The following is a 22,131-nucleotide window of genomic DNA, read 5'->3' on the forward strand; positions in this document are numbered from 1 at the left end:
TCTGGCAGGGCCGGCCTCTTCGCGGGTAAACCCGCTCCCACAGCGGGAGGCGTGGTCCCCCTGTGGGAGCGGGCGTGCCCGCGAAGAGGCCGGTACAGGTCAAACCCGCTCGATGGCCAGCGCCAAACCTTGGCCGACACCCACACACATGGTCGCCAGGCCCTTGCGCCCACCACTCTTCTCCAGCTGGTGAAGCGCGGTCAGCACCAGACGCGCACCGCTCATGCCCAGCGGATGGCCCAAGGCGATGGCACCGCCGTTAGGGTTCACCTGCGGCGCATCGTCGGCCACACCCAGCTCGCGCAGCACCGCCAAACCTTGGCTGGCAAAGGCTTCGTTGAGCTCGATCACATCGAAATCATTCACCGCCATACCCAGGCGCTCGGTCAGCTTGCGCACCGCCGGCACCGGGCCAATACCCATCACCCGCGGTGCAACACCGGCACTGGCCATGCCCAGTACTCGGGCACGTGGGGTCAGGCCGTGCTTCTTCACCGCCTCGGCCGAAGCCAGGATTAGCGCCGCAGCACCGTCGTTAACGCCCGAGGCATTGCCAGCGGTGACGGTCTTGTCCGGGCCGTTGACCGGCTTGAGCCTGGTCAGGGCTTCCAGTGTGGTTTCCGGGCGCAGGTGCTCGTCATGCTCGACGATGGTCTCGCCTTTCTTGTGCGCGATACGCACCGGCACGATCTCTTCGGCGAAGAAGCCGGCGGCCTGGGCGGCAGCTGCCTTCTGCTGGCTGCGCAGGGCGAAAGCGTCCTGGTCAGCGCGCGAAACCTGGTAATCGTCGGCCACGTTGTCGGCAGTTTCCGGCATGGAGTGCACACCATACTGGCTCTTCATCAGCGGGTTGATGAAACGCCAGCCGATGGTGGTGTCTTCAAGCTTCATGTTGCGCGAATAGCCGCTTTCGGCCTTGCCCATGACGAACGGGGCACGCGACATCGACTCGACGCCGCCGGCAATCGCCAGTTCCATTTCGCCGCTGGCAATGGCGCGGAAGGCAGTGCCAACGGCATCCATGCCCGACGCGCACAAGCGGTTCAGGGTAACGCCCGGGATGCTCTCCGGCAGGCCGGCCAGCAGCAGCGCCATGCGCGCCACGTTGCGGTTGTCTTCACCGGCCTGGTTGGCGCAGCCGAAGAACACTTCGTCAACCTGATCCCACTGCACGCCGGGGTTGCGCTCGATCAGCGCCTTCAGCGGCACGGCGGCCAGGTCGTCGGCCCGCACGCCGGCCAGGGCGCCGCCGAAGCGGCCGATCGGGGTGCGGATGGCGTCACAGATGAATACGTCGCGCATCAGGCTTCTCCTGCCACCTGGCCATGGGCCACGGCGGTGCGGGCTTCGAGGTCACGCAGGGCGGACAGCTCGACTTCGGTAGGTTCGGCAGTGGTCTGCACATCATCGGCAAAGCGGATCGCCCAGCCAGTGGCAGCGATGATCTGCTCACGGGTCACGCCCGGGTGGATGGCGGTGACGACGAATTCATGGGTGCCGGCTTCCGGCTCCATGATGCACAGGTCGGTGATGATGCCGACCGGGCCATCGCCTGGCAGGCCAAGGCGTTTGCGCGAGTCGCCACCTTCACCGTGGCCAACCGAGGTGATGAAGTCCAGCTTGTCGACGAAGGCACGCGGCGACTGCTTGAGGATGATCAGCACCTGCTTGGCGGAACCGGCGATTTCCGGTGCGCCACCGGCACCCGGCAGGCGGGTTTTCGGGGCGTGGTAGTCACCGACCACGGTAGTGTTGATGTTGCCGAAGCGGTCGACCTGGGCGGCGCCAAGGAAGCCGACGTCGATGCGACCACCTTGCAGCCAATAGCGGAAGATCTCGCCGGTCGGCACCACGGTGTCAGCGGTTTCGGCCAGCTCGCCGTCACCGATCGACAGCGGCAGCACGCTTGGCTTGGCGCCGATCGGGCCGGATTCGTAGATCAGCACCACGTCAGGCGACGAGGTCAGGCGCGCCAGGTTGGCAGCCTTGGACGGCAGGCCGATGCCGACGAAGCACACAGCACCGTTGCGCAGGCGACGGGCTGCGGCGACGGTCATCATTTCGGAAGTGGAGTAGCTCATTGTGCGGCCTCCGCAGTGCTGGCCAGCTTGGCCTTGAATTCGTTGAAATCGGCAGTGCCACGGATGTAGGTGTCGATCCAGGCGGTGAACGATTCACGGCTACGCGCGATCGGGTCCCAGGCCTGGTAGAAGCGGTTGTCACGCTCGTAGTAGCCGTGGGCATAGGACGGGTGCGCACCACCCGGTACCAGGCATACCGCGCTCAGCGCCCAGGTCGGCAGCACGCAGGCGTTCATCGGGGCCTGCAGGTCGTCGACGATTTCCTCGACGGTGACGATGCAGCGCTTGGCGGCCAGGGCGGCCTCCTTCTGCACACCGAGGATGCCCCACAGCAGCACGTTGCCTTTGCGGTCGGCCTTTTGCGCGTGGATCACGGTCACGTCCGGGCGTACCGAGGGCACGGCTGCCAGCACTTCACCAGTGAACGGGCAGGTGACGCTCTTGATCAGCGGGTTGACCTTCGGCAGGTCGGAGCCGGCGTAGGCACGCAGCACGGCGAACGGCAGGCCCGAAGCACCGGCGACATAGGCGTTGGCCAGGTCGGCGTGGCTGTGCTCTTCGATTTCGATGGCGTGTGGCCACTGCTTCTCGACGGCATCACGCAGGCGGTGCAGCGAACCGACACCCGGGTTACCACCCCAGGAGAAGATCAGCTTGCTGGCGCAACCGGCGCCGATCAGCTGGTCGTAGATCAGGTCCGGAGTCATGCGCACCAGGGTCAGGTCGCGCTTGCCCTGACGGATGATCTCGTGGCCGGCGGCTGTCGGGATCAGGTGAGTGAAACCTTCGAGGGCGACGGTATCGCCATCCTGGATGAACTGCTTCACGGCTTCGTGAAGCGGGAGAATTGCAGCCATTTGGAGACTCCTGGTCAGGGTGCTTCGGTAAGCTCAGATTAAGGAGACTCATGGGCGGCTTACAATCCGATAATCGACTATTCGTGCGATTATCGAACCAATTATTGCATCCCTACCTATCTCCCCTGGCTGCTGTACTGCCTTATCGCCGGCAAGCCAGCGCCCACAGGCACGGCACCGGCCCTGGGCCTGATGCATTCCTGTGTGAGCTGGCTTGCCGGCGATGAGGCCATTGCGTCAGGTCGCGTCAGCGTGGCTCACCAGCCCTTTCACGATCACACCTACGGTCGCCAGCCCCGCCGGCACCAGCAATGCCGTGAGCACCTGTTCGAAGGTCCAGCCCAGCCCCAGCAGCGTCGCACCACTCCAGGCGCCGAGAATCGCCCCAAAGCGGCCAATACCCAGCATCCACGATACGCCCGTGGCGCGGCTCTGGGTCGGATAGAAGCGCGCCGCCAGCGACGGCATCGCCGACTGGGCGCCGTTCACGCACATGCCGGCAACCAGCACCAGCGTGGCCAATACGGTGATATTGCCCAGGCTCTGCCCCACGGCGTAGGCGAAGACCCCGGCCAGCAGGTAGAAAATGCCGATCACCTTGTGCGGATTGAAGCGGTCCATGGCCCAGCCCACGCCGACGGCACTCAGCACGCCACCGAACTGGAACAGTGCGCCGATGAAGGCAGCCTGCTCCATGCTCGCACCGCTGTCGCGCATCAAGGTTGGCAGCCAGCTGGTCAGCAGATAGACGATCACCAGGCCCATGAAGTAGGTCAACCACAGCAGCATGGTGCCCATGCCGTAGGTGCCGGAGAAAATCAGCGCAAACACGTTGCGCGCGGCCACCGCCTTCTGTTCCGGCACGCTGAAGCTGCCCGCCTCGGCCACCACCTGTGGCGCGATGGGCGACAAGGTCTTGCGCACCTTGTCGGTGCCCCGGTTGCGCACCACCAGGAACCGCGCCGACTCCGGCAACCACACCATCAGCACCAGCGCCAGCAGCAACGGCAGCACGCCACCGATCACCAGCAGGCTGTGCCAACCGTAGGCAGGGATCATCTTGGCGGAAATGAAACCACCACCGGCCATACCCAGGTTGAAGCCACAGAACATGCTGGTCACCAGCAGCGACTTGAGGCGCTCGGGGGTGTATTCAGACAACAGCGTGGTGGCGTTGGGCATGCCTGCGCCAAGGCCCAGGCCGGTCAGGAAGCGCAATACCAGCAACTGGTCGACGTTGGTGGCGAAGGCCGAGGCCAGGCTGAAGCCGCCGAACACCAGTACTGCGCCCACCAGCACGCCCTTGCGGCCAAAGCGGTCGGCCAACGGGCCGGAGCCGAGGGCACCGAACACCATGCCGATCAATGCAGCACTCATGACCGGGCCGAGGCTGGCGCGGTCAATCCCCCACTCCTGCGACAGGGCCGGGGCGATGAAGCCCATGGCGGCGGTGTCCAGGCCATCGAGGAAGACGATCAGGAAGCACAACAGCACCACCCGCCACTGGTAGCGGGACAGCGGCTGCTGATTGATGAACGACTGGACGTCGAGGCTTTTGCCGACGTTGGTTTGCGCTTGGTTCATTATTGTTATCCAGAATGAGGGGCACAGCCAGGCCACTGCACACGATCAAACGGTACAGAGGACAATGGTTTTGGGGGAATGGAGCCGGCGTCAGCCTGGATACAACGGTACTGCGCACGGGTGCGGCCGCGGCAGCGAGGGGACAGTATTCATGGTAAGTGCCTCTTATGTTTTTCTTGTTCGGTCGGCATAGCCGACTGCGGAGACATTAATCAGCGGGCGGTGGAGGCGCAATTGACTGCGAACGACACTGTGCGTTTATCGCACAGGAAACGGTTTTGCCTGTTCCAGATTTGAAAGGGGGCGCTTTGCGGCCCCCTGCAGGCTCAGCCAAACAGCTGATGACAAAGGTCCCGGCTAGCCGCCAGCAAAATCGGCAGGAACCGCTGCTCCAGCTCACTGCGCGTCACCCGCCCGACATGGGTACTCACATTCAACGCAGCCAACACCTGCCCCGAGGCGTCATACACCGGCACGGCAATCGAGCGCAGCCCCTGCTCCAGCTCCTGGTCCACCACGCACCAGCCCTGGGCACGCACCTGCTGGATACAGGCGAACAGCGACTCGGGGTCATGCAAGGTACGGCTGGTTCGCGCCTTCAGGTCGGCACGTTCCAGGTATTCACGCAGGCTGGTGTCATCCATGGCCGCCAACAGAATGCGCCCCATCGATGTGCAATAGGCCGGCAGGCGCCCGCCCACCGACAGGTCGACCGAGATCAGCCGCTCCACCGTGGCCGAACGGGCTATATAAAGAATGTCGTCACCTTCGAGCGTGGCCATGTTGGCCGCCTCGTGCAGCTGATCGCTGATGCGGTCCAGGTAAGGCTGGGCAGAAATCGCCAGCGGCGTCGACGACAGGTACGCATGCCCCAGCGTCAGCACTTTGGGCAACAGCGAATAGGTGCGCCCGTCGGTGGTGGCGTAACCCAGCTTGATCAGCGTGTGCAGGCAACGGCGCACCGCCGCCCGGGGGATTTCGGTGCGGTGGCTGATCTGGGCGATGGTCAGGTGGCGCTTGCGTTCCTGGAAGGCCTGGATCACAGCCAGGCCACGCGCCAGGGAGGTCATGAAGTCCGGGTCGCCGGTAAAGGCCTGGATGCGTTTGGCCGGGGAAGCCACGATCGGCGGTGCCAGGGCTGCCGAGGCAGATCGTGCCTGCTCTGGATTGGCCGACTCTGGATTGACGGAATCGTTGACCAGGGTTTCGTCACTCATCGCACACCTCAAAAAAACGCCCACTCGTGCGATTATCGAACAAACGGCCGATAATCGCAATTGACCGCTGACACTTTTACTTATACCTTTCTCCTGCCACTTGTGGCTTCTTTGGAGAGACTGGTCAGGTACCCACCGTAGAAGTCCCCAGGCAACGGCCTCGCCTTTTGGCGAGGCCGTTTTTCATTACCCTCCCGGTCAACGGACCCGCTACTGCATTGCAGCGAACTTTTGTCCGTCTTGCCTTTCAAACTTGCACGAAAGGCCCAAACTGTTGTCGGACGCATCCCGTTACTTGCGTCAGGTGATGTAAGGGTTGGGTAAACAACGATGTTCGGCGCAATATCGGTTGCTATAATCGATTGCGCAGGCCTCGACGATGCCGTGGTAACGGAACCTTCCGCTGTATCAAGCCGTTGCGGCCAGCAAGGCATGTGCACGCGGTACAACGCACAACAATACTCATCGAACTTGATTCAGGTACTACTGTGACGAAAGATGAACTGCGCGCGGAACTCGAGCGCCAGGCGGAGCGTTACAAGGATGTTTACGGTGGTGAAGTCACCACTTACGCCGCACAACCGGACCCGGAACGCAAACCTTGGCGCAAGCGTGCCAGCGTGCGCGACCAGGCCTTCAGCCAGGAACTGGAACGTATGGAAAAGGAACTGCGCAGCGACAATCCCTGACTCACGGGACCACGCCAGCGCGTCGCCGCCCGGCCAGCCGGGCGCGGTCGATCTTTACTGTCAGGCCGAAGATGAAATGGAATCACACAAATTTCATACGACCGTTTGAATAGTAGGGAAGCGGCTTTTTCTCCATCATTTTGCCGGTTTTAGCCAGATTTCGCGATTTTTCGCAGACATTTCCCTGCCTGCACGCCCTGACATGCACATCGCGCTCACGTCAGGAAGATTGCCGTCGGTCTGTCGCAGATGCATCGATTGCCAACGTTTTCTGGCATAATCCCGCCCCCCTAAGACCGCCAGACAACCTTCATGATCGAATTATTCAGCGGACTGGATGCCTGGGTGTTGGTGAGCCTGCTGCTCGCCTTGACCTTCGTACTCGCCTTCGAGTTCATCAATGGCTTTCATGACACCGCCAATGCGGTAGCTACCGTCATCTATACCAAAGCCATGCCGCCGCACCTCGCCGTGTTCTTCTCCGGCGTGTTCAACTTCCTTGGCGTTCTGCTCGGCGGTGTCGGGGTGGCCTATGCCATCGTGCACCTGCTGCCGGTAGAGCTGCTGATCAATGTGAACACCGGACACGGCCTGGCCATGGTCTTCTCGCTGCTGGCTGCGGCCATCACCTGGAACCTGGGCACCTGGTACTTCGGTATCCCCGCCTCCAGCTCGCACACGCTGATCGGCTCCATCCTCGGTGTCGGCCTGGCCAATGCCCTGATCAACGACATCCCGCTGGGCGACGGTGTCAACTGGCAGAAGGCGATCGACATCGCCATGTCGCTGGTGGTCTCGCCCATGGCCGGCTTCGCCGTTGCAGCACTGGTGCTGATCGGCCTGAAGTGGTGGCGCCCGCTGTCGAAGATGCACAAGACCCCCGAGCAGCGCCGCAAGCTCGACGACAAGAAGCACCCGCCGTTCTGGAACCGCCTGGTACTGGTGGTTTCGGCCATGGGCGTGAGCTTCGTGCACGGCTCCAACGACGGCCAGAAAGGCATCGGCCTGATCATGCTGGTGCTGATCGGTATCGTCCCGGCCAAGTTCGTCCTCGACCTGAACAGCACCACCTACCAGATCGAGCGTACCCGCGACGCCACCCTGCACATGAGCCAGTTCTACCAGCGCAACGCCGCCACCCTGGGCGAGTTCCTGGCACTGGGCAAGGCCAAGTCCAGCGACCTGCCGGAGCAGTTCAGCTGCAACCCGCAGCAGACCGAGCCGACCATTGCCGCGCTGCAGTCCTCGCTGCAAGGCGTTACCGACTACCACAGCCTGAGTGCCGACAAGCGTGTCGAAGTGCGTCGCTACCTGCTGTGCCTGGACGACACGGCGAAGAAGGTCGGCAAGCTGCCGGGCCTGGAAGCCCGTGAAAAGGCCGACCTGGAAAAACTGCGCAAAGACCTGACCGCAACCACCGAGTACGCCCCGTTCTGGGTAATCGTGGCCGTCGCCCTGGCCCTGGGCCTGGGTACCATGGTCGGCTGGAAGCGCGTGGTACTGACCGTTGGCGAGAAGATCGGCAAGCAGGGCATGACCTATGCCCAGGGCATGTCGGCGCAGATCACCGCGGCTTGCGCCATCGGCATGGCCAACATCTTCGCCCTGCCGGTATCGACCACCCACGTGCTGTCGTCCGGCGTGGCCGGTACCATGGTTGCCAACAAGAGCGGCCTGCAAGGCGGCACCGTGAAGACCATCCTGCTGGCCTGGGTACTGACCCTGCCTGCGTCGATGGGCCTGGCGGCCGGCCTGTTCTGGCTGGCGTCCAAAGCCATTGGCTGAGTGATACGGTTCTGAAAGAGGCGGCCTTCGGGTCGCCTTTTTTCTGTAGCGGCCCCTTCGCGGGCAAACCCGCTCCCACAGCTCATGCACAGCTCTTGATATCTGTGGAGAACCTGTGGGAGCGGGTTTACCCGCGAAGAGGCCGCTACAGGCAACCTACCTTTTCTTGCCCCCCAGCAACGACCCCATCAAGCCCCGCACCAACTGGCGCCCCAACTGGTTGGCCGCCTGGCGCACCGCCGACTTGATCGCCTGCCCCGCCGCACTCTGCAAGAACTCACCGGCCTTGTCGGCAAAGCTCTCCTCATCCGCCTTGGGTTGCGGCGCCGGCTCCACCGGTTCGCCCTTGCGCTGGGTCAGCATCTCATAGGCCGACTCACGATCCACCGGCTTGTCATAACGCCCCGCCAGCGGCGAAGCGGCAATCAGCGCACTGCGCTCAGTCCCGCTCAACGGCCCGATACGCGACTGCGGTGGTGCAATCAGTACCCGTTGCACCATCGCAGGCGTGCCCTTCTCTTCCAGCGTCCCCACCAGCGCCTCGCCAATCCCCAGCTCGGTCAGCACCGCCAGGGTGTCGAACGCCGGGTTGGGGCGGAAGCCATCGGCCACCGCCCGCAGCGACTTCTGCTCTTTGGCGGTAAATGCCCGCAAGCCATGCTGAATGCGCAAGCCCAACTGGGCCAGCACCGCATCCGGCAAGTCCCCCGGCGACTGGGTGACGAAGTACACCCCCACGCCCTTGGAGCGGATCAGCCGCACCACCTGTTCCAGGCGATCCTGCAATGCCTTGGGCGTATCGTTGAACAGCAAGTGCGCTTCATCGAAGAACAACGCCAGTACCGGCTTGTCGGCATCGCCGCGCTCGGGCAACTGCTCGAACAACTCGGCCAGCAGCCACAACAGGAAGGTCGCGTACACCTTGGGCGCCTCGTGCACCAACCGGCTCGCGTCCAGCAGGTGGATACGCCCACGGCCGTCCGGGTCTGGCCGCAAGAGGTCCTCGAGCTGCAAGCCAGGTTCACCGAACAGCGCCTCGGCGCCCTGCTGCTCCAGGGTAGCCAGCCGGCGCAACAGGGCCTGGGTGGAGGCCGTGGTCATCAGCGCACTGTCTTCGCCCAGCAGTTGCGGGTTGTCCTTCAGGTGCGCGAGCAGCGCCTTGAGGTCCTTGAGGTCGAGCAGCAGCAGGCCTTCGCGGTCGGCCACCTTGAACGCCGCATACAGCGCCGCCTGTTGACTGTCGGTCAGCTCCAGCAAGTTGCCCAGCAGCAGCGGCCCCATTTCACTGAGGGTGGTGCGCAGCGGGTGGCCGGACTGGCCCGCAATGTCCCACAGGCTCACCGGGTAAGCCTGCGGCCTGTGCCCTAGCCAGGGCATGCCGGCGATACGCTCGGCCACCTTGCCCTGCGGCGCAGCAGCAGCGCCCAGGCCGCACAGGTCGCCTTTGACATCGGCGGCGAACACGGCCACCCCCGCATCACTGAACGCTTCCGCCAGATGCTGCAGGGTGACGGTCTTGCCAGTACCCGTCGCACCCGCCACCAGGCCATGGCGGTTGGCCAGCCTCATCGCTTGCCCAACTGGCTGGCCATCCGGGCCAGCGCCTACAACGATGGTCGAAAATTCCGACATCTCTTTAATCCTCTGCTCAAGCTTTGCCTTAATTCGGCCGATACCTGTGGGTGATATTCGCCTTAATAGAGAGGGACAACCGAAAAGGGACTTTTCGGGATGTTGCACTGCATTGTGACTCCACGGGTGCAAACGCCTGATATAAAACCTTAGCGGAACCGATTACGCCATGAACAAAAGCCTTCGTTTCAGCCACAAGATTCTTTTGGCCGCATCACTGATCGTGATACTCGCCTTCAGCCTGTTCACGCTCTACAACGATTACCTCCAGCGTAATGCGATCCGCGAGGACCTGGAAAACTATCTGGCTGAAATGGGCGCCTCCACTTCAACCAACATCCGCAACCTGTTCGAAGGCCGTATCAAGCTGGTGGAAAACCTGGCACAGAACATTGCCCAGGACCCGACAAACGCCGAAACCCTGTTGGGCCAGAATGCACTGATCTCAAGCTTTCTCACGGTATACGTGGGCAAGGTCGACGGCGGCTTCAGCGTGCGCCCGGACACGAAGATGCCCGACGGCTACGACCCACGCACCCGCCCCTGGTACAAGGACGGCATGAACGCCGCCGGTGCGATCCTGACCGAGCCGTACATCGACATGGCCACCAACAAGATGGTCATCGGCATCATCGACAAAGTGTCCAGTGGTGTCGGTGTGGTCGGTGGCGACCTGGCCCTGGACGGCCTGGTGCAGATCATCAACTCGCTGAACTTCGGCGGCATGGGCTACGCCTTCCTGGTCAACGACCAGGGCAAGATCCTGGTGCACCCGGACAAAGACCTGGTGATGAAGTCGCTGTCGGACCTGTTCCCGCAGCACACGCCGAAACTGACCGGTGAACTGACCGAAGTGCAGAGCGAAGGCCAGGCCCGCCTGCTGACCTTCACTCCGATCAGCGGCCTGCCGTCGGCCAACTGGTACATCGGCCTGTCGGTGGACAAGGACAAGGCCTTCTCGATGCTCAGCACCTTCCGCACCTCGGCGGTGATCGCCACGCTGGTAGCGGTGGTGATCATCATCGGCCTGCTCGGCCTGCTGATCCGCGTGCTGATGCAGCCGCTGCACACCATGACCCGCGCCATGGAAGACATCGCCGAAGGTGAAGGCGACCTGACCAAGCGCCTGCGCATCCACAACCACGACGAATTCGGCATCCTGGGCAGCGCCTTCAACCGTTTCGTCGAGCGTATCCACAACTCGATCCGCGAAGTGTCCTCGGCCACCGAACAGGTCAACGAAGTGGCCCTGCGGGTCATCAGTGCCTCGAACTCGTCGATGACCAACTCCGACGAGCAGTCCAACCGCACCAACAGCGTAGCTGCCGCCATCAACGAACTGGGCGCCGCCGCCCAGGAAATTGCCGGCAACGCCGCCCAGGCTTCGCAGCACGCCAGCTCGGCGCGGTTGCTGGCCGAGGAAGGGCAACAGGTGGTGGAGCGCAACATTGCGGCGATGAACCGCCTGTCCGACCTGATCGTCACCTCCAGTGCGCACATCGAGACGCTGAACAGCAAGACCGTCAACATCGGCCAGATCCTCGAAGTGATCACCAGCATTTCCCAGCAGACCAACCTGCTGGCGCTGAACGCGGCCATCGAAGCGGCCCGTGCCGGTGAAGCCGGGCGTGGTTTTGCCGTGGTCGCCGATGAAGTACGCAACCTGGCGCACCGCACCCAGGAGTCAGCGCAGCAGGTGCAGACCATGATCGAAGAACTGCAGGTTGGCGCCCGCGAGTCGGTCGAAACCATGGACCAGAGCCAGCGCCACAGCCAGGACAGCATGCAGATCGCCAACCAGGCCGGTGAGCGGCTGGACAGCGTTACCGTACGTATCGGCGAGATCGACGGCATGAACCAGTCGGTGGCCACCGCCACCGAAGAGCAGACCGCCGTGGTCGAGGCGATCAACATGGATATCAACGAGATCAACATGCTCAACCAGGAAGGCGTGGAAAACCTGCAGGCCACCCTGCGCGCCTGCTCCGACCTGGAGCAGCAGGCCGGCCGCCTGAAGCATCTGGTGGGCAGCTTCCGCATCTGATCACACACCGCGTCGCCCGCTTCCACAGCAACTGCACAGCCCCTGAGGCCTGTGTAATTCCTGTGGGAGCGGGCAAGCCCGCGAAGAAGCCCACACCGCTCCCCCGCCTTACCCTGCCCCACCCAACCCCGATCGAACAAACTATCCTTCTGATAGGTCAACCTTTAGGCGCGTCATCGCCGGCCCGCTAGCGCCGGATGACGGACCCGAAGACGATCCCGGAGGGATGCTGATCGTGCACATCGCCGACATCACCATGTTCTACGCCCCCGCCAGCGGCGGCGTACGTACCTATCTTGATGCCAAACACCACCGCCTCGACGCCATCCAGGGCGTGCGCCACAGCTTGCTGATACCCGGTGCCAGCGCGCAACACGCCGATGGTATCTACCAGGTACCCGCACCACCGCTGCCGTTCGGCAATGGCTACCGCTTCCCGGTGCGCCTGGCCCCCTGGTGCAATGTACTGCGCAGGCTCAAACCCGACCTGATCGAAGTCGGCGACCCCTACCTGACCGCCTGGGCTGCGCTGGAGGCCCGACGCAAGCTCGATGTGCCGGTGATCGGCTTCTACCATTCCGATCTGCCGCTGCTGGTCAGCAACCGCATGGGCAACTGGTTCACCCCTAACGTTGAAGCCTATGTCAGCAAACTGTACGGCAATTTCGACCGGGTCCTGGCCCCAAGCCAGGTCATGGCCGACAAGCTGCGCCGCCTCGGGGTGCGCGATGTGCATGTGCAGCGCCTGGGCGTGGACCTGGCCACCTTCCACCCCAGCCGGCGCGACCCGCAGCTGCGTGCCGAACTGGGCATTGCCGACACCAGTCGCCTGCTGATCTACGCCGGCCGTGGCTCACGGGAAAAGAACCTGCCGGTGCTGCTCGACTGCATGCAGCACCTGGGCCACCCCTACCACCTGTTGCTGGTGGGCTCGAACATGCCGGCCAACGTGCCCCAGAACGTCAGTGTGATCGACCACTTCTGCCCGGCGCCGGAAGTCGCCCGGCTGATGGCCAGCGCCGACCTGCTGGTACACGCCGGCGACCAGGAAACCTTCGGCCTGGTCATTCTCGAAGCAATGGCCAGCGCCACACCGGTGGTGGCCGTGCGCGCCGGGGCCTTCGGCGAAATCGTCAACGAACAGTGCGGGCGCCTGTGCCGCCCCAACGATAGCCAGGCCATGGCGACGGCCGTACAAGAGGCGTTCGAGGCCGGCGTGCGCAAACTCGGGGCACAGGCCCGTCGCCATGCCGAGCAGCACTATTCCTGGGACAACGTGGTCGCCGGCCTGCTGCAGCACTACCAGGCCGTGCTCGGCCACCAGCCGCAGGTTCGTGCCCATGGCTGAGCCACTGCCAGCGTCGCGCAGCCTGATGCTGGTGCTGCACGATGTAGCACCCGAGACCTGGCCCGACTACCAACCCTTCGTCCAGGCCATCGACGCCATCGGCGGCATCCCCATGACCTGGCTGGTGGTGCCGGACTTTCATCACCGCAACGCGCTGCAGCGCTCGCCCACCTTCTGTCGCTTGCTCGAACGGCGCCTGGCCCGTGGCGACGAGCTCGCCCTGCACGGTTTCTACCATGCCGACAACGGCCCGCCACCGCGCACGCCCGGCGAATACTTCATGCGCCGCATCTATACCCATGAAGGTGAGTTCTACGCCCTCGACCGGCAGCAGGCCCTGCAACGCCTGGAGCAAGGCCTGGCCCTGTTCGGCCAGCAGGGCTGGCCAGTGGCCGGCTTCGTCGCGCCCGCCTGGCTGATGAGCGAAGGCACCCGCCAGGCCTTGCGCTGCCTGCCGCTGCGCTACACCAGCACCCCACAGCACCTGTACCGCTTGCCAGACTTTACCGCGATCAAGGCTCCTGGGCTGGTCTGGAGCGCCCGCAGCGCCTGGCGTCGCGGCCTGTCACGGGTGCTGTGCGACTGGCAATGCCGGCGCTGGCGCGACGCCGAGACCCTGCGCCTGGGCCTGCATCCGGTGGACATGCGCCATCGCGCATCGCGCGACTATTGGCTGAACACCGTGCGCACCCTGCTGGCACAGGGCCGCGAGCCCCTGACCAAGTCCACCTGGCTCGACCGCCAGGCCAGCGCATGAGCCGTCTGGCCTGGCTGGCCCTGGCACTGCTCGGCGCCGTGCTGGTGCCGGCCCTGCTCGGTGGCAGTGAGCTGCTGCCAAGGCTGCAGCGCTTCGCACCCAGCCTGATGCTGACCTTGCTGGGCATGATCCTGCTGTGCTGGGTCATCAACGCCATTCGCCTGCGCCTGCTGCTTGGCCAGCAAGGGGCAAGGCTTGGGCGCCTGCGTAGCCTGGGCGTGGTGATGGCCACCGAGTTCGCCATCTGTACCACCCCCGGTGGCAGCGGTGGCCCCTTGACCCTGATGGCCCTGCTGGCACGCGACCGTATCGGCCCGGCGCGCAGCGGCGCGGTGTTTGCCATGGACCAGTTGAACGACCTGGTGTTCTTTTTCTGCGCGATGCTGGCGATTGCCGGCTATGCGCTGTTCCACAGTCTGGGCCGCAGCCAGGAGAGCATGTTACTAGGTAGCGCGTTGCTGCTGTGCACGGCATTGGCCGGGGTGATCGGCCTGTTGCGCTACCGGCGCACGGTGATGCGCGTGAACGGCAGATTGCTGCGCCGGCTGGGCATGAGCCGACAGCGCAAGCGCCGCTGGGCGCGCAAACTGCTGCGCTTCATCGACGCACTGGCGCAGACCTGGCGCCTGCCCAAGCGCACGCTGACCCTGGTGTTCACCCTGACCTGCGCCCACTGGGGCCTGCGCTACAGCGTGTTGTACCTGGTATTGAGAGGGTTGGGGGTAGACCTGGCGTGGATCCCCAGCTTCCTGGTGCAGATGCTGTCGCTCAGTGCCGGCCAGTTCAGCCTGCTGCCTGGCGGTGCCGGTGCCGCCGAGCTGACTTCGGCCAGCCTGCTGACGCCACTGGTGGGCAGTTCGACCGCGGCTGCGGCGATCCTGATATGGCGGGCGGTCACTTACTACTTTTATCTGCTGGCGGGTGGGCCAGTGTTCGTGTGCCTGCTGGCGCGCCCGCTGCTGGAGCGCTGGCGGCGTCAGGCGGGTTGAGCTGCTGCCAAAGTTCGGCGGCGCCGGGGAAATCGGTGCCATCGGTGTCGGCCAGGGCTTCGGGGTCGTAGCGCGCCAGGCAGCCTTCACCGAGGGTGGGTGGGGGTGAGGCGGTGGGGTTGTTGCGGGTCTTGGCCATTGCGTATCCCTCAGGATTGCCGGGGACGCCTTGCGCCCCTTTCACGACACAAGGCCGCTCCCACATGGAATGGGGCGCACCTCACTTTGTGGGAGCGGCCTTGCGTCGCGAAAGGGCTGCGCAGCAGCCCCAGGATCTCACCGACAACCCGACTCTGTCAGTCAAACACCACAGTCTTGTTGCCATGCACCAGCACCCGGTCTTCCAGGTGGTAACGCAGGCCACGGGCCAGCACCATCTTCTCCACATCACGGCCAAAGCGGACCATGTCGTCGATGCTGTCGGCATGGCTGACACGCACCACGTCCTGCTCGATGATCGGGCCGGCGTCCAGCTCTTCGGTGACGTAGTGGCAAGTCGCGCCGATCAGCTTCACACCACGCAGGGCGGCCTGGTGATACGGCTTGGCGCCGACGAACGACGGCAGGAAGCTGTGGTGGATGTTGATCACCTTTTCAGCATAGTCCTGGCACAGTTGCGGCGGCAGGATCTGCATGTAGCGGGCCAGCACCACCACATCGGCAGCGTGCTCCTGCACCAGGCGCGACACTTCGGCAAAGGCCGGGGCCTTGTCCTTGGGGTCGACCGGTACATGGAAGAACGGAATACCGTGCCACTCGACCATGCTGCGCAGGTCGTTGTGGTTGGAAATCACGCAGGGGATCTCGCAGTCCAGCTCATCGGTGTGCCAGCGGTGCAGCAGGTCGGCCAGGCAGTGCGACTCGCGGCTGGCCATCAGCACCACGCGCTTTTTCTGCGCCGAGTCGGTAATGCGCCAGGTCATGGAGAACTCTTCGGCGATCGGCGCAAACGCTTCGCGGAAGGCTTCGATACCGAACGGCAGCGATTCGGCGCGGATTTCATGGCGCATGAAGAACCAACCGCTCTGCTCATCGGAGTGGTGGCTGGCTTCGTTGATCCAGCCATTGTACAAGGCCAGGAAATTACTGACTTTCGCCACGATGCCAACACGGTCGGGGCAGGCGATCACCAGACGATAGGTGCGCATGAATGAGACTCCAGAACTTCGCAAAGGCGCTCATTCTAGCGGCCCGCCAGGAAAAACGCAGTATTGATCGCAGCGGCCGTAGCCTGTGTAGCTGTCGAGATGCACCGCCGTCACTCTCTGACAGACATGACGAAATGCCGGGTTAATTGTAAATTTTTGTTCACGCAGAGATATGTTGTCACAGCTTAATTAACAGTTAATTGCCCAACAATATGTTTACTTGCGAGTATCGCCTGTCTATTATTGCCCCACACATTTCTGAAACGCATTAAGGAACACTCCATGTCCCTGATCAACGAGTACCGCGCTACCGAAGAAGCCATCAAGGAACTTCAGGCCCGCCTGGCCAACCTGTCGCAGGATGACAAGCTGAAGAAAGAACTGGAGTTCGAAGGCAAACTGCGCACCCTGATGGGCGAGTACTCCAAGTCGCTGCGCGACGTGATTGCCCTGCTCGACCCAGATTCGAAACTGAGCAAAGCCCCTCGTGGTGCGGTCAAGACTACCGCCACCAAGCGTGCGCGCAAGGTCAAGCAATACAAGAACCCGCACAACAATGAAGTGATCGAAACCAAAGGCGGCAACCACAAGACCCTGAAAGAGTGGAAAGCCAAGTGGGGTGGCGATGTGGTTGAAAGCTGGGCAACCCTGCTGGACTGATAGTCCGCATACGCCTTTTGCTTATCGCAACGAAAACGCCGGCACATTGCCGGCGTTTTTGTTTGTCCGCGTTTTTTTCAGCGCTCAGCCAACTGCAAACTGTGCCTGCAATTGCCGGGCATGCACCTGCCAGGCCTCCAGCACACGCCGCCCCGCCTCGTCGGCGCCTTCCCAGGCCTGCTGCCGCGCCCGTTCGAAGTCGCCCAGCGTATTCGGCGCCCCCCACTGCGGGTCACTCAGGCGTTGCTGGCAGAAGCTGAACCAGCGTTGCCGCTCTTCGCCGGTCAAGGTCTCCGGGAAGTTGCGCGCCCGATAGCGGAACAACAGTTCAGGCAGGCGCGGATCATCGAACATCCAGTGCCCGCGGCCCAACTGCGCCGGTTCCAGTGCACGAACTTGCTCGCATAAGCGGCGGTCACGGTCCCCCAGAAAACCGTCATACAACTGTTGTTCCGGGTCTTCACTCGGGGTGAAGTCTTCCTTGCCGTAGATGTGTTCCAGCTTGTCTTGCCATTGCGCCTGTTGCTTGGCCAATGCTTCGCCGCGCAATTGTAACAACGTCAAGTCCAGGCCCAACCGTTGTTGATCGGCCGGGCGCAATACCGAGAGTGGCGCCAGTACCGGGCAGCGATTGATCTGCACCAGTTTGAGCGGCACGGGTAATTCACCCTCGGCCAGTTCTTCATGGCGGGTATACAAACGCTGGCGTAGAACTTCAGCACTTTCCCGTAGTAACGGTAGGGTTTCCTGATGCAGGTCGCACACAATCAGTGCATTGCGATTACGCGGGTGCCAGGCTAATGGCAATATGACACCAAGGTAATTACGTGCCGCCGAAAAGCGCCCGGATATATGCACCAGTGGCTGCAACAAACGGACCTGCTCCATCACTTTATGCTTACTGCGCAACTGGAACAGCCACTCATACAACTTGGGCTGTTTCTGCCGGATCAGGCGGGCCAGGGCGATGGTTGCCCGCACGTCGGAAAGCGCTTCGTGGGCATGCCCATGGTCGATGCCATTGGCCTTGCTCAGCAGTTCCAGACGCAGGCTGGTGCGCCCATCCTGTTGTGGCCACTCGATGCCGTCCGGGCGCAATGCATAGGCCGTGCGCACGATGTCGATCAGGTCCCAGCGGCTATTGCCGCCCTGCCATTCTCGGGCATAAGGGTCGAAAAAGTTGCGGTACAGGCTGTAGCGGGTCACTTCGTCGTCGAAGCGCAGGGTGTTGTAGCCGGCGCCGCAGGTACCTGGGAGCGCCAGTTGCGCGTGCACCCGGGTCATGAACTCGGCTTCGCACAAGCCCTGCTCGGCCAGCAGTTGCGGGGTGATGCCGGTCACCAGGCAGGCGGCCGGGTGCGGCAGGATATCGTCGGAGGGCCGGCAATAAAGGCTGATCGGCTCGTCGATTTCGTTGAGGTCGAAGTCGGTGCGCACGCCGGCCACCTGCAGCGGCCGGTCACAGCGCGGGTTGATGCCGGTGGTTTCGTAGTCGTGCCAGAAAATGCTGGAGGTCACGGGGTCGTCCTGTATCGAGGTCGACCCGATTCTAGCGCGATTCCGGCACGACTCCAGCGAGCCAGAGCGCGGGGCTCAGACGGAAGCGTTGGCAGGGCGGAAACTGAAATAGTCACGCAACGAGCGGACGAATTCGTCGTACTCGCGGGGCGCCTGCAGCAGCATGAAGCCCGAATCGTAGTGGCCGGGCGTCTGGTCTTCGCGGCACCACAGGCAGCTGGCGGTGAGGTTGACGAACTGATGCCCGCCGCCGACCAGCGGCAGGCGCAATTGCAGCTCATAGTCGGGCCCTACCAGTACAGGTAGCTGGCTGATCAGCATCAGCCCGTCTTCGGAGGCGTTGCCCAGCTGGCCGATCGACTGACCGGTAAAGCGGTTGAACACCTTGAGAACACAAGGCAGCTGATGGCGTTCGATGTGGCGCTTGTTGAACATGATCGCAAGTGCAGTCCGTATCCGATGCCAGGAATACGAGGAACTGGCGGTTGTTGTAACAGCTGAGTTACAGATTAGCGCAGCGCGCGCGGCAAATCCCGTGAAATAAATCACACCTTGGTGTTAACGCCAAGGTGCGGCACTCACCGGGTGGGCCACGGCGGCTTCGGCGCCGCGCAAATGGCCGAGTTTCTCCAGGGTCTGCAGGCGTGCCTGGGCGCGATAGGCATACTCATTGCCCGGGTACTGCTGGATCAGGTACTGGTAGGTTTGCGCGGCATCCACGTACAACGCCTGGCGCTCCAGGCACTGGCCGCGCAGCAGTGACACTTCGGGGTGGATGAACGGGCGCGCACGGCTGGTGCGGTCGACCTGCGACAGCTCGAGCATGACCCGTGCGCAATCGCCACGGTCGTAGGCGCGGTAGGCGTTGTTCAGGTGGTGGTCCATGGACCAGCGGGTGCAGCCGACGGCGCTGGCCGCCAAGACTAAAACGATCAGGGCTCGCATGGGGGTCTCCTTTGATGCCAGTGTATCGGCCTTTGCCGGCAAATCTTCACACCCTTTTGCAAGGATACCCTGCCCGTTCAAATGCCACCCTGCCTTGGTCGCAGGTAGTGCAACGGAACAATGACTACAGCGCAATTGAGGAGTAGCCTTTCGCTGCGCTTCACTATAGGAGTCTGTGCATGAGCATCCGCCGTACCAAAATCGTCGCCACCCTTGGCCCCGCCAGCAACTCGCCGGAAGTGATCGAACAGCTGATCCTCGCCGGCCTGGACGTGGCACGCCTGAACTTCTCCCACGGCACTCCGGACGAGCACAAGGCCCGCGCGCGCCTGATCCGAGACATCGCCGCCAAGAACGGCCGCCATGTTGCACTGCTGGGCGACCTGCAGGGTCCGAAGATCCGCATCGCCAAGTTCGCCAACAAGCGCATCGAACTGAAGATCGGTGACAAGTTCACCTTCTCCACCGCCCACCCGCTGACCGAAGGCAACCAGGACATCGTCGGTATCGACTACCCGGACCTGGTCAAGGACTGCGGCGTTGGTGACGAATTGCTGCTCGACGATGGCCGCGTGGTCATGCGCGTCGAGACCGCCACCGCAGACGCCCTGCACTGCGTGGTGATCATCGGTGGCCCGCTGTCGGACCACAAAGGCATCAACCGTAAAGGTGGCGGCCTGACCGCGCCGGCCCTGACCGAAAAAGACAAGGCCGACATCAAGCTGGCCGCGGAAATGGACCTGGACTACCTGGCCGTGTCCTTCCCGCGTGACGCCAGCGACATGGAATACGCGCGCAAGCTGCGTGACGAAGCCGGCGGCAGCGCCTGGCTGGTGGCCAAGATCGAGCGCGCCGAAGCCGTTGCCGACGACGAGACCCTCGACAAGCTGATTGCCGCCTCCGACGCCGTGATGGTTGCCCGTGGCGACCTGGGCGTGGAAATCGGCGACGCCGAGCTGATCGCCATCCAGAAGAAGATCATCCAGCACGCCCGCCGCAACAACAAGGCGGTGATCGTGGCGACCCAGATGATGGAGTCGATGATCCAGAACCCGATGCCGACCCGCGCCGAAGTGTCCGACGTGGCCAACGCCGTGCTGGACAACACCGACGCGGTAATGCTGTCGGCTGAAAGTGCCGCCGGTGCCTACCCGATCGAAGCCGTCCAGGCCATGGCCCGCATCTGCCTGGGTGCCGAAAAGCACCCGACCAGCCAGAAGTCCAGCCACCGCCTGCACACCACCTTCGAGCGCTGCGACGAGAGCATCGCCCTGGCGGCCATGTACACCGCCAACCACTTCCCGGGCGTGAAGGCGATCATCGCCCTGACCGAGAGTGGCTACACCCCGCTGATCATGTCGCGCCTGCGTTCGCACGTGCCGATCTTCGCCCTGTCGCCGCACCGTGCTACCCAGGCGCGTGCCTCGATGTTCCGCGGCGTGTACCCGATCGCCTTCGACCCGGCCTCGCTGCCGGCCGACAAGGTGAGCCAGGCAGCGGTCGACGAACTGCTCAAGCGTGGCCTGGTGGAGCAAGGTGACTGGGTGATCCTGACCAAAGGTGACAGCTACCACACCATCGGTGGCACCAATGGCATGAAGATCCTGCATGTCGGTGATCCGCTGGTCGGTTGATCCCGCCAAGGGGCCGCGCCATGGCCCCGTTCGCGGGCACGCCCTCCCACAGGGTTAGCAACAAGCCTGAGGCTAGCGCTGCACCTGTGGGAGCGGTCGTGCCCGCGAATGGGCCGGCACGATCAACACAAATGCCTCAGGCATGCTCCACAAACACGTCAGCAAACACCTGCCCCCGCGGCACCCCGGCAATGAACAGCCGTCGGGCAAACCGCTCGACACTCCCCGGTGCCCCGCACACCAGCGCCACCGTCTGCCGCGTTGAAGGCCGCAACCCGGCCAACGCTTCATCCAACTGCTCCACCAGTACCAACTCGACATTCACATTCGCCATTTCCCGCAACGGCTCTGCCAAGTAATGCCCGGTGCTGTCCCGCGCCACATGCAGTACCCGAATCTCGCCACGGTGCCCCTGCCGTACTGCCTCGCGCAAGATGCCCCACAGCGGAGCAAGCCCCGTTCCGGCAGCCAGCAGCCAGAGCGGCCGATCCTGCCAGTCCGGGTCGTAATGCAAAGCCCCGCCCCTGAATTCACCCAGGCGCAGCACATCACCCACCTGCAGGCCACGGACCTTGTCGCAAAAAGCACCTGGGCGCTGGCAATCGATGTGAAACTCCAGAAAGTCATCTTCCCCCGGCAGGCTGGCCAGGGAATACGGCCGCGCTACCGAACCCTTCCACAACACCACATGCTGCCCCGCCTGGTAACGCAGTGCCCGCTCGGGCCGCAGCCGCACGCGCAACACATCGCCGAACCAGTCCAGGGCACAGACCTGAGCCGGCACACCATCCTGTTGCGGGTCGAACAACGCTACATGCAGGTCCTCGACCACACGGCACTGGCAAGCCAGACGCCAGCCCAAGGCATGCTTGTCCAGCGCCATGGCCTCGGGCAGCGCATCCAGCGGTTGCCCGGCCAGGCAGTGCACCAGGCAGGCATGGCAGCTGCCGGCGCGGCAGCTGTAAGGCACGTTCAGCCCGGCCTCGTTCAAGGCATCGAGCAGGTTGCTGCCGGCCGGCACCGCCCAGCGGCGCTCGCCCACGCAAAGTTCGGGCATGTTCAGCTATCTCTTCCAGCTCTTGGGTTTCCGGGGCCGCGTTGCGGCCCCCTCCCAGCATCCTATCTCTACAGCAAGGCAGCAAGAACAATGCCTGCCCCCTGCCGACCATGGTCCAGACCACTCGCAGGTGTTTCAGACGGAGAGGCACGCTATACTGCCGCGCCCTTTTGCGTCGGCCATGCT

Annotated in this window: 19 protein-coding genes and 1 pseudogene; 9 read left to right on the plus strand and 11 right to left on the minus strand. The window is 63.3% G+C overall.

All coding sequences use genetic code 11. The annotated features are described in order from the left end of the window. Positions 1 to 99: 99 nt before the first annotated feature. The 5 genes from pcaF to pcaR form a co-directional block, all read right to left on the minus strand. Positions 100 to 1,305: a 3-oxoadipyl-CoA thiolase gene (pcaF, locus tag MKK04_RS21465; RefSeq protein ID WP_207836767.1), complete on the minus strand. Its 1,206-nt coding sequence runs from the start codon at positions 1,303 to 1,305 to the stop codon at positions 100 to 102. Next, the gene (locus MKK04_RS21470) at positions 1,302 to 2,081 is read right to left on the minus strand and encodes a CoA-transferase subunit beta (protein WP_063913238.1); all 780 of its coding nucleotides are present in this window, start codon (positions 2,079 to 2,081) and stop codon (positions 1,302 to 1,304) included. Before MKK04_RS21470 ends, pcaF begins: the two co-directional genes overlap by 4 nt. Then, positions 2,078 to 2,938, minus strand: coding sequence for a CoA transferase subunit A (locus tag MKK04_RS21475; protein WP_015271654.1), 861 nt, complete (start codon positions 2,936 to 2,938; stop codon positions 2,078 to 2,080). The genes MKK04_RS21470 and MKK04_RS21475 overlap by 4 nt, the downstream gene beginning before the upstream one ends. Before the next feature lie 237 nt (positions 2,939 to 3,175). Then, positions 3,176 to 4,522 (minus strand): MFS transporter, encoded by a 1,347-nt coding sequence (locus MKK04_RS21480; RefSeq protein WP_207836748.1) that lies wholly within the window; start codon positions 4,520 to 4,522, stop codon positions 3,176 to 3,178. 326 nt (positions 4,523 to 4,848) lie between these two features. Then, positions 4,849 to 5,739, minus strand: a complete 891-nt coding sequence (gene pcaR / locus MKK04_RS21485) for a pca regulon transcriptional regulator PcaR (protein ID WP_063913240.1) — start codon at positions 5,737 to 5,739, stop codon at positions 4,849 to 4,851. A 488-nt stretch (positions 5,740 to 6,227) separates the two neighbouring features. Between pcaR and MKK04_RS21490 the strand changes: the two genes are divergently transcribed. Then, complete coding sequence (locus MKK04_RS21490; RefSeq protein ID WP_063913241.1) at positions 6,228 to 6,428, plus strand: hypothetical protein; 201 nt, start codon at positions 6,228 to 6,230, stop codon at positions 6,426 to 6,428. Positions 6,429 to 6,740: 312 nt separating this feature from the next. Continuing rightward, entirely contained in the window at positions 6,741 to 8,213 is a 1,473-nt protein-coding gene (locus tag MKK04_RS21495) for an inorganic phosphate transporter (protein WP_085590382.1), read from the plus strand. A gap of 156 nt (positions 8,214 to 8,369) precedes the next feature. Here the strand turns inward: MKK04_RS21495 and MKK04_RS21500 are convergent, their stop codons facing one another. Continuing rightward, positions 8,370 to 9,845, minus strand: coding sequence for a helicase HerA-like domain-containing protein (locus tag MKK04_RS21500; protein WP_241105970.1), 1,476 nt, complete (start codon positions 9,843 to 9,845; stop codon positions 8,370 to 8,372). A 169-nt stretch (positions 9,846 to 10,014) separates the two neighbouring features. Here MKK04_RS21500 and MKK04_RS26745 point away from each other — a divergent pair. From MKK04_RS26745 to MKK04_RS21520, 5 genes and pseudogenes are all read left to right on the plus strand, one after another. Continuing rightward, positions 10,015 to 11,031: pseudogene (locus MKK04_RS26745) on the plus strand (cache domain-containing protein); the annotation flags it as partial. 93 nt (positions 11,032 to 11,124) lie between these two features. Then, positions 11,125 to 11,889, plus strand: coding sequence for a methyl-accepting chemotaxis protein (locus MKK04_RS26750; RefSeq protein ID WP_370464237.1), 765 nt, complete (start codon positions 11,125 to 11,127; stop codon positions 11,887 to 11,889). Between the two features lie 226 nt (positions 11,890 to 12,115). Further along, complete coding sequence (locus MKK04_RS21510) at positions 12,116 to 13,237, plus strand: glycosyltransferase family 4 protein (RefSeq protein WP_207838236.1); 1,122 nt, start codon at positions 12,116 to 12,118, stop codon at positions 13,235 to 13,237. Continuing rightward, positions 13,230 to 13,994 (plus strand): DUF2334 domain-containing protein, encoded by a 765-nt coding sequence (locus MKK04_RS21515; RefSeq protein WP_207838237.1) that lies wholly within the window; start codon positions 13,230 to 13,232, stop codon positions 13,992 to 13,994. Before MKK04_RS21510 ends, MKK04_RS21515 begins: the two co-directional genes overlap by 8 nt. Next, the gene (locus MKK04_RS21520) at positions 13,991 to 14,983 is read left to right on the plus strand and encodes a lysylphosphatidylglycerol synthase transmembrane domain-containing protein (RefSeq protein ID WP_207838239.1); all 993 of its coding nucleotides are present in this window, start codon (positions 13,991 to 13,993) and stop codon (positions 14,981 to 14,983) included. The genes MKK04_RS21515 and MKK04_RS21520 overlap by 4 nt, the downstream gene beginning before the upstream one ends. 296 nt (positions 14,984 to 15,279) lie before the next feature. Here MKK04_RS21520 and purU read toward each other — a convergent pair whose 3' ends face one another. Then, entirely contained in the window at positions 15,280 to 16,131 is an 852-nt protein-coding gene (purU, locus tag MKK04_RS21530; protein ID WP_023662871.1) for a formyltetrahydrofolate deformylase, read from the minus strand. A gap of 282 nt (positions 16,132 to 16,413) precedes the next feature. Here purU and mvaT point away from each other — a divergent pair, with 282 nt between their 5' ends. Next, a complete protein-coding gene (mvaT, locus tag MKK04_RS21535) occupies positions 16,414 to 16,791 on the plus strand; it encodes a histone-like nucleoid-structuring protein MvaT (protein ID WP_063913248.1) in 378 nt (125 codons plus the stop codon). An 84-nt stretch (positions 16,792 to 16,875) separates the two neighbouring features. Here the strand turns inward: mvaT and sbcB are convergent, their stop codons facing one another. From sbcB to MKK04_RS21550, 3 genes are all read right to left on the minus strand, one after another. Next, complete coding sequence (gene sbcB, locus MKK04_RS21540; protein ID WP_233694145.1) at positions 16,876 to 18,309, minus strand: exodeoxyribonuclease I; 1,434 nt, start codon at positions 18,307 to 18,309, stop codon at positions 16,876 to 16,878. Positions 18,310 to 18,384: 75 nt separating this feature from the next. After that, positions 18,385 to 18,744 carry a PilZ domain-containing protein gene (locus MKK04_RS21545; RefSeq protein WP_207834632.1) on the minus strand — a complete coding sequence of 120 codons (360 nt, stop codon included), beginning with the start codon at positions 18,742 to 18,744 and terminating at the stop codon, positions 18,385 to 18,387. A 123-nt stretch (positions 18,745 to 18,867) separates the two neighbouring features. After that, on the minus strand, positions 18,868 to 19,254 hold the full coding sequence (locus MKK04_RS21550; RefSeq protein WP_207834621.1) for a tetratricopeptide repeat protein: 387 nt from the start codon (positions 19,252 to 19,254) through the stop codon (positions 18,868 to 18,870). A gap of 179 nt (positions 19,255 to 19,433) precedes the next feature. Here MKK04_RS21550 and pyk point away from each other — a divergent pair, with 179 nt between their 5' ends. Further along, positions 19,434 to 20,888 (plus strand): pyruvate kinase, encoded by a 1,455-nt coding sequence (gene pyk / locus MKK04_RS21555; protein WP_063913252.1) that lies wholly within the window; start codon positions 19,434 to 19,436, stop codon positions 20,886 to 20,888. Between the two features lie 136 nt (positions 20,889 to 21,024). Here the strand turns inward: pyk and MKK04_RS21560 are convergent, their stop codons facing one another. Further along, positions 21,025 to 21,945, minus strand: coding sequence for an iron-sulfur-binding ferredoxin reductase (locus MKK04_RS21560; RefSeq protein ID WP_233694144.1), 921 nt, complete (start codon positions 21,943 to 21,945; stop codon positions 21,025 to 21,027). Positions 21,946 to 22,131: the final 186 nt, after the last annotated feature.

The organism is Pseudomonas sp. LS.1a (assembly GCF_022533585.1).
In the GTDB taxonomy this organism is placed as follows: Bacteria; Pseudomonadota; Gammaproteobacteria; order Pseudomonadales; family Pseudomonadaceae; genus Aquipseudomonas.

Excerpts from the sequence above, each read along its gene's own strand:
- MKK04_RS21470 (WP_063913238.1), bottom strand. The coding sequence starts at position 2,081 with ATGAGCTACTCCACTTCCGAAATGATGACCGTCGCCGCAGCCCGTCGC.
- MKK04_RS21475 (WP_015271654.1), bottom strand. The coding sequence starts at position 2,938 with ATGGCTGCAATTCTCCCGCTTCACGAAGCCGTGAAGCAGTTCATCCAG.
- MKK04_RS21480 (WP_207836748.1), bottom strand. The coding sequence starts at position 4,522 with ATGAACCAAGCGCAAACCAACGTCGGCAAAAGCCTCGACGTCCAGTCG.
- pcaR (WP_063913240.1), bottom strand. The coding sequence starts at position 5,739 with ATGAGTGACGAAACCCTGGTCAACGATTCCGTCAATCCAGAGTCGGCC.
- MKK04_RS21495 (WP_085590382.1), top strand. The coding sequence starts at position 6,741 with ATGATCGAATTATTCAGCGGACTGGATGCCTGGGTGTTGGTGAGCCTG.
- MKK04_RS21500 (WP_241105970.1), bottom strand. The coding sequence starts at position 9,845 with ATGTCGGAATTTTCGACCATCGTTGTAGGCGCTGGCCCGGATGGCCAG.
- MKK04_RS26750 (WP_370464237.1), top strand. The coding sequence starts at position 11,125 with ATGACCAACTCCGACGAGCAGTCCAACCGCACCAACAGCGTAGCTGCC.
- MKK04_RS21510 (WP_207838236.1), top strand. The coding sequence starts at position 12,116 with ATGCTGATCGTGCACATCGCCGACATCACCATGTTCTACGCCCCCGCC.
- MKK04_RS21515 (WP_207838237.1), top strand. The coding sequence starts at position 13,230 with ATGGCTGAGCCACTGCCAGCGTCGCGCAGCCTGATGCTGGTGCTGCAC.
- MKK04_RS21520 (WP_207838239.1), top strand. The coding sequence starts at position 13,991 with ATGAGCCGTCTGGCCTGGCTGGCCCTGGCACTGCTCGGCGCCGTGCTG.
- purU (WP_023662871.1), bottom strand. The coding sequence starts at position 16,131 with ATGCGCACCTATCGTCTGGTGATCGCCTGCCCCGACCGTGTTGGCATC.
- mvaT (WP_063913248.1), top strand. The coding sequence starts at position 16,414 with ATGTCCCTGATCAACGAGTACCGCGCTACCGAAGAAGCCATCAAGGAA.
- MKK04_RS21545 (WP_207834632.1), bottom strand. The coding sequence starts at position 18,744 with ATGTTCAACAAGCGCCACATCGAACGCCATCAGCTGCCTTGTGTTCTC.
- MKK04_RS21550 (WP_207834621.1), bottom strand. The coding sequence starts at position 19,254 with ATGCGAGCCCTGATCGTTTTAGTCTTGGCGGCCAGCGCCGTCGGCTGC.
- pyk (WP_063913252.1), top strand. The coding sequence starts at position 19,434 with ATGAGCATCCGCCGTACCAAAATCGTCGCCACCCTTGGCCCCGCCAGC.
- MKK04_RS21560 (WP_233694144.1), bottom strand. The coding sequence starts at position 21,945 with ATGCCCGAACTTTGCGTGGGCGAGCGCCGCTGGGCGGTGCCGGCCGGC.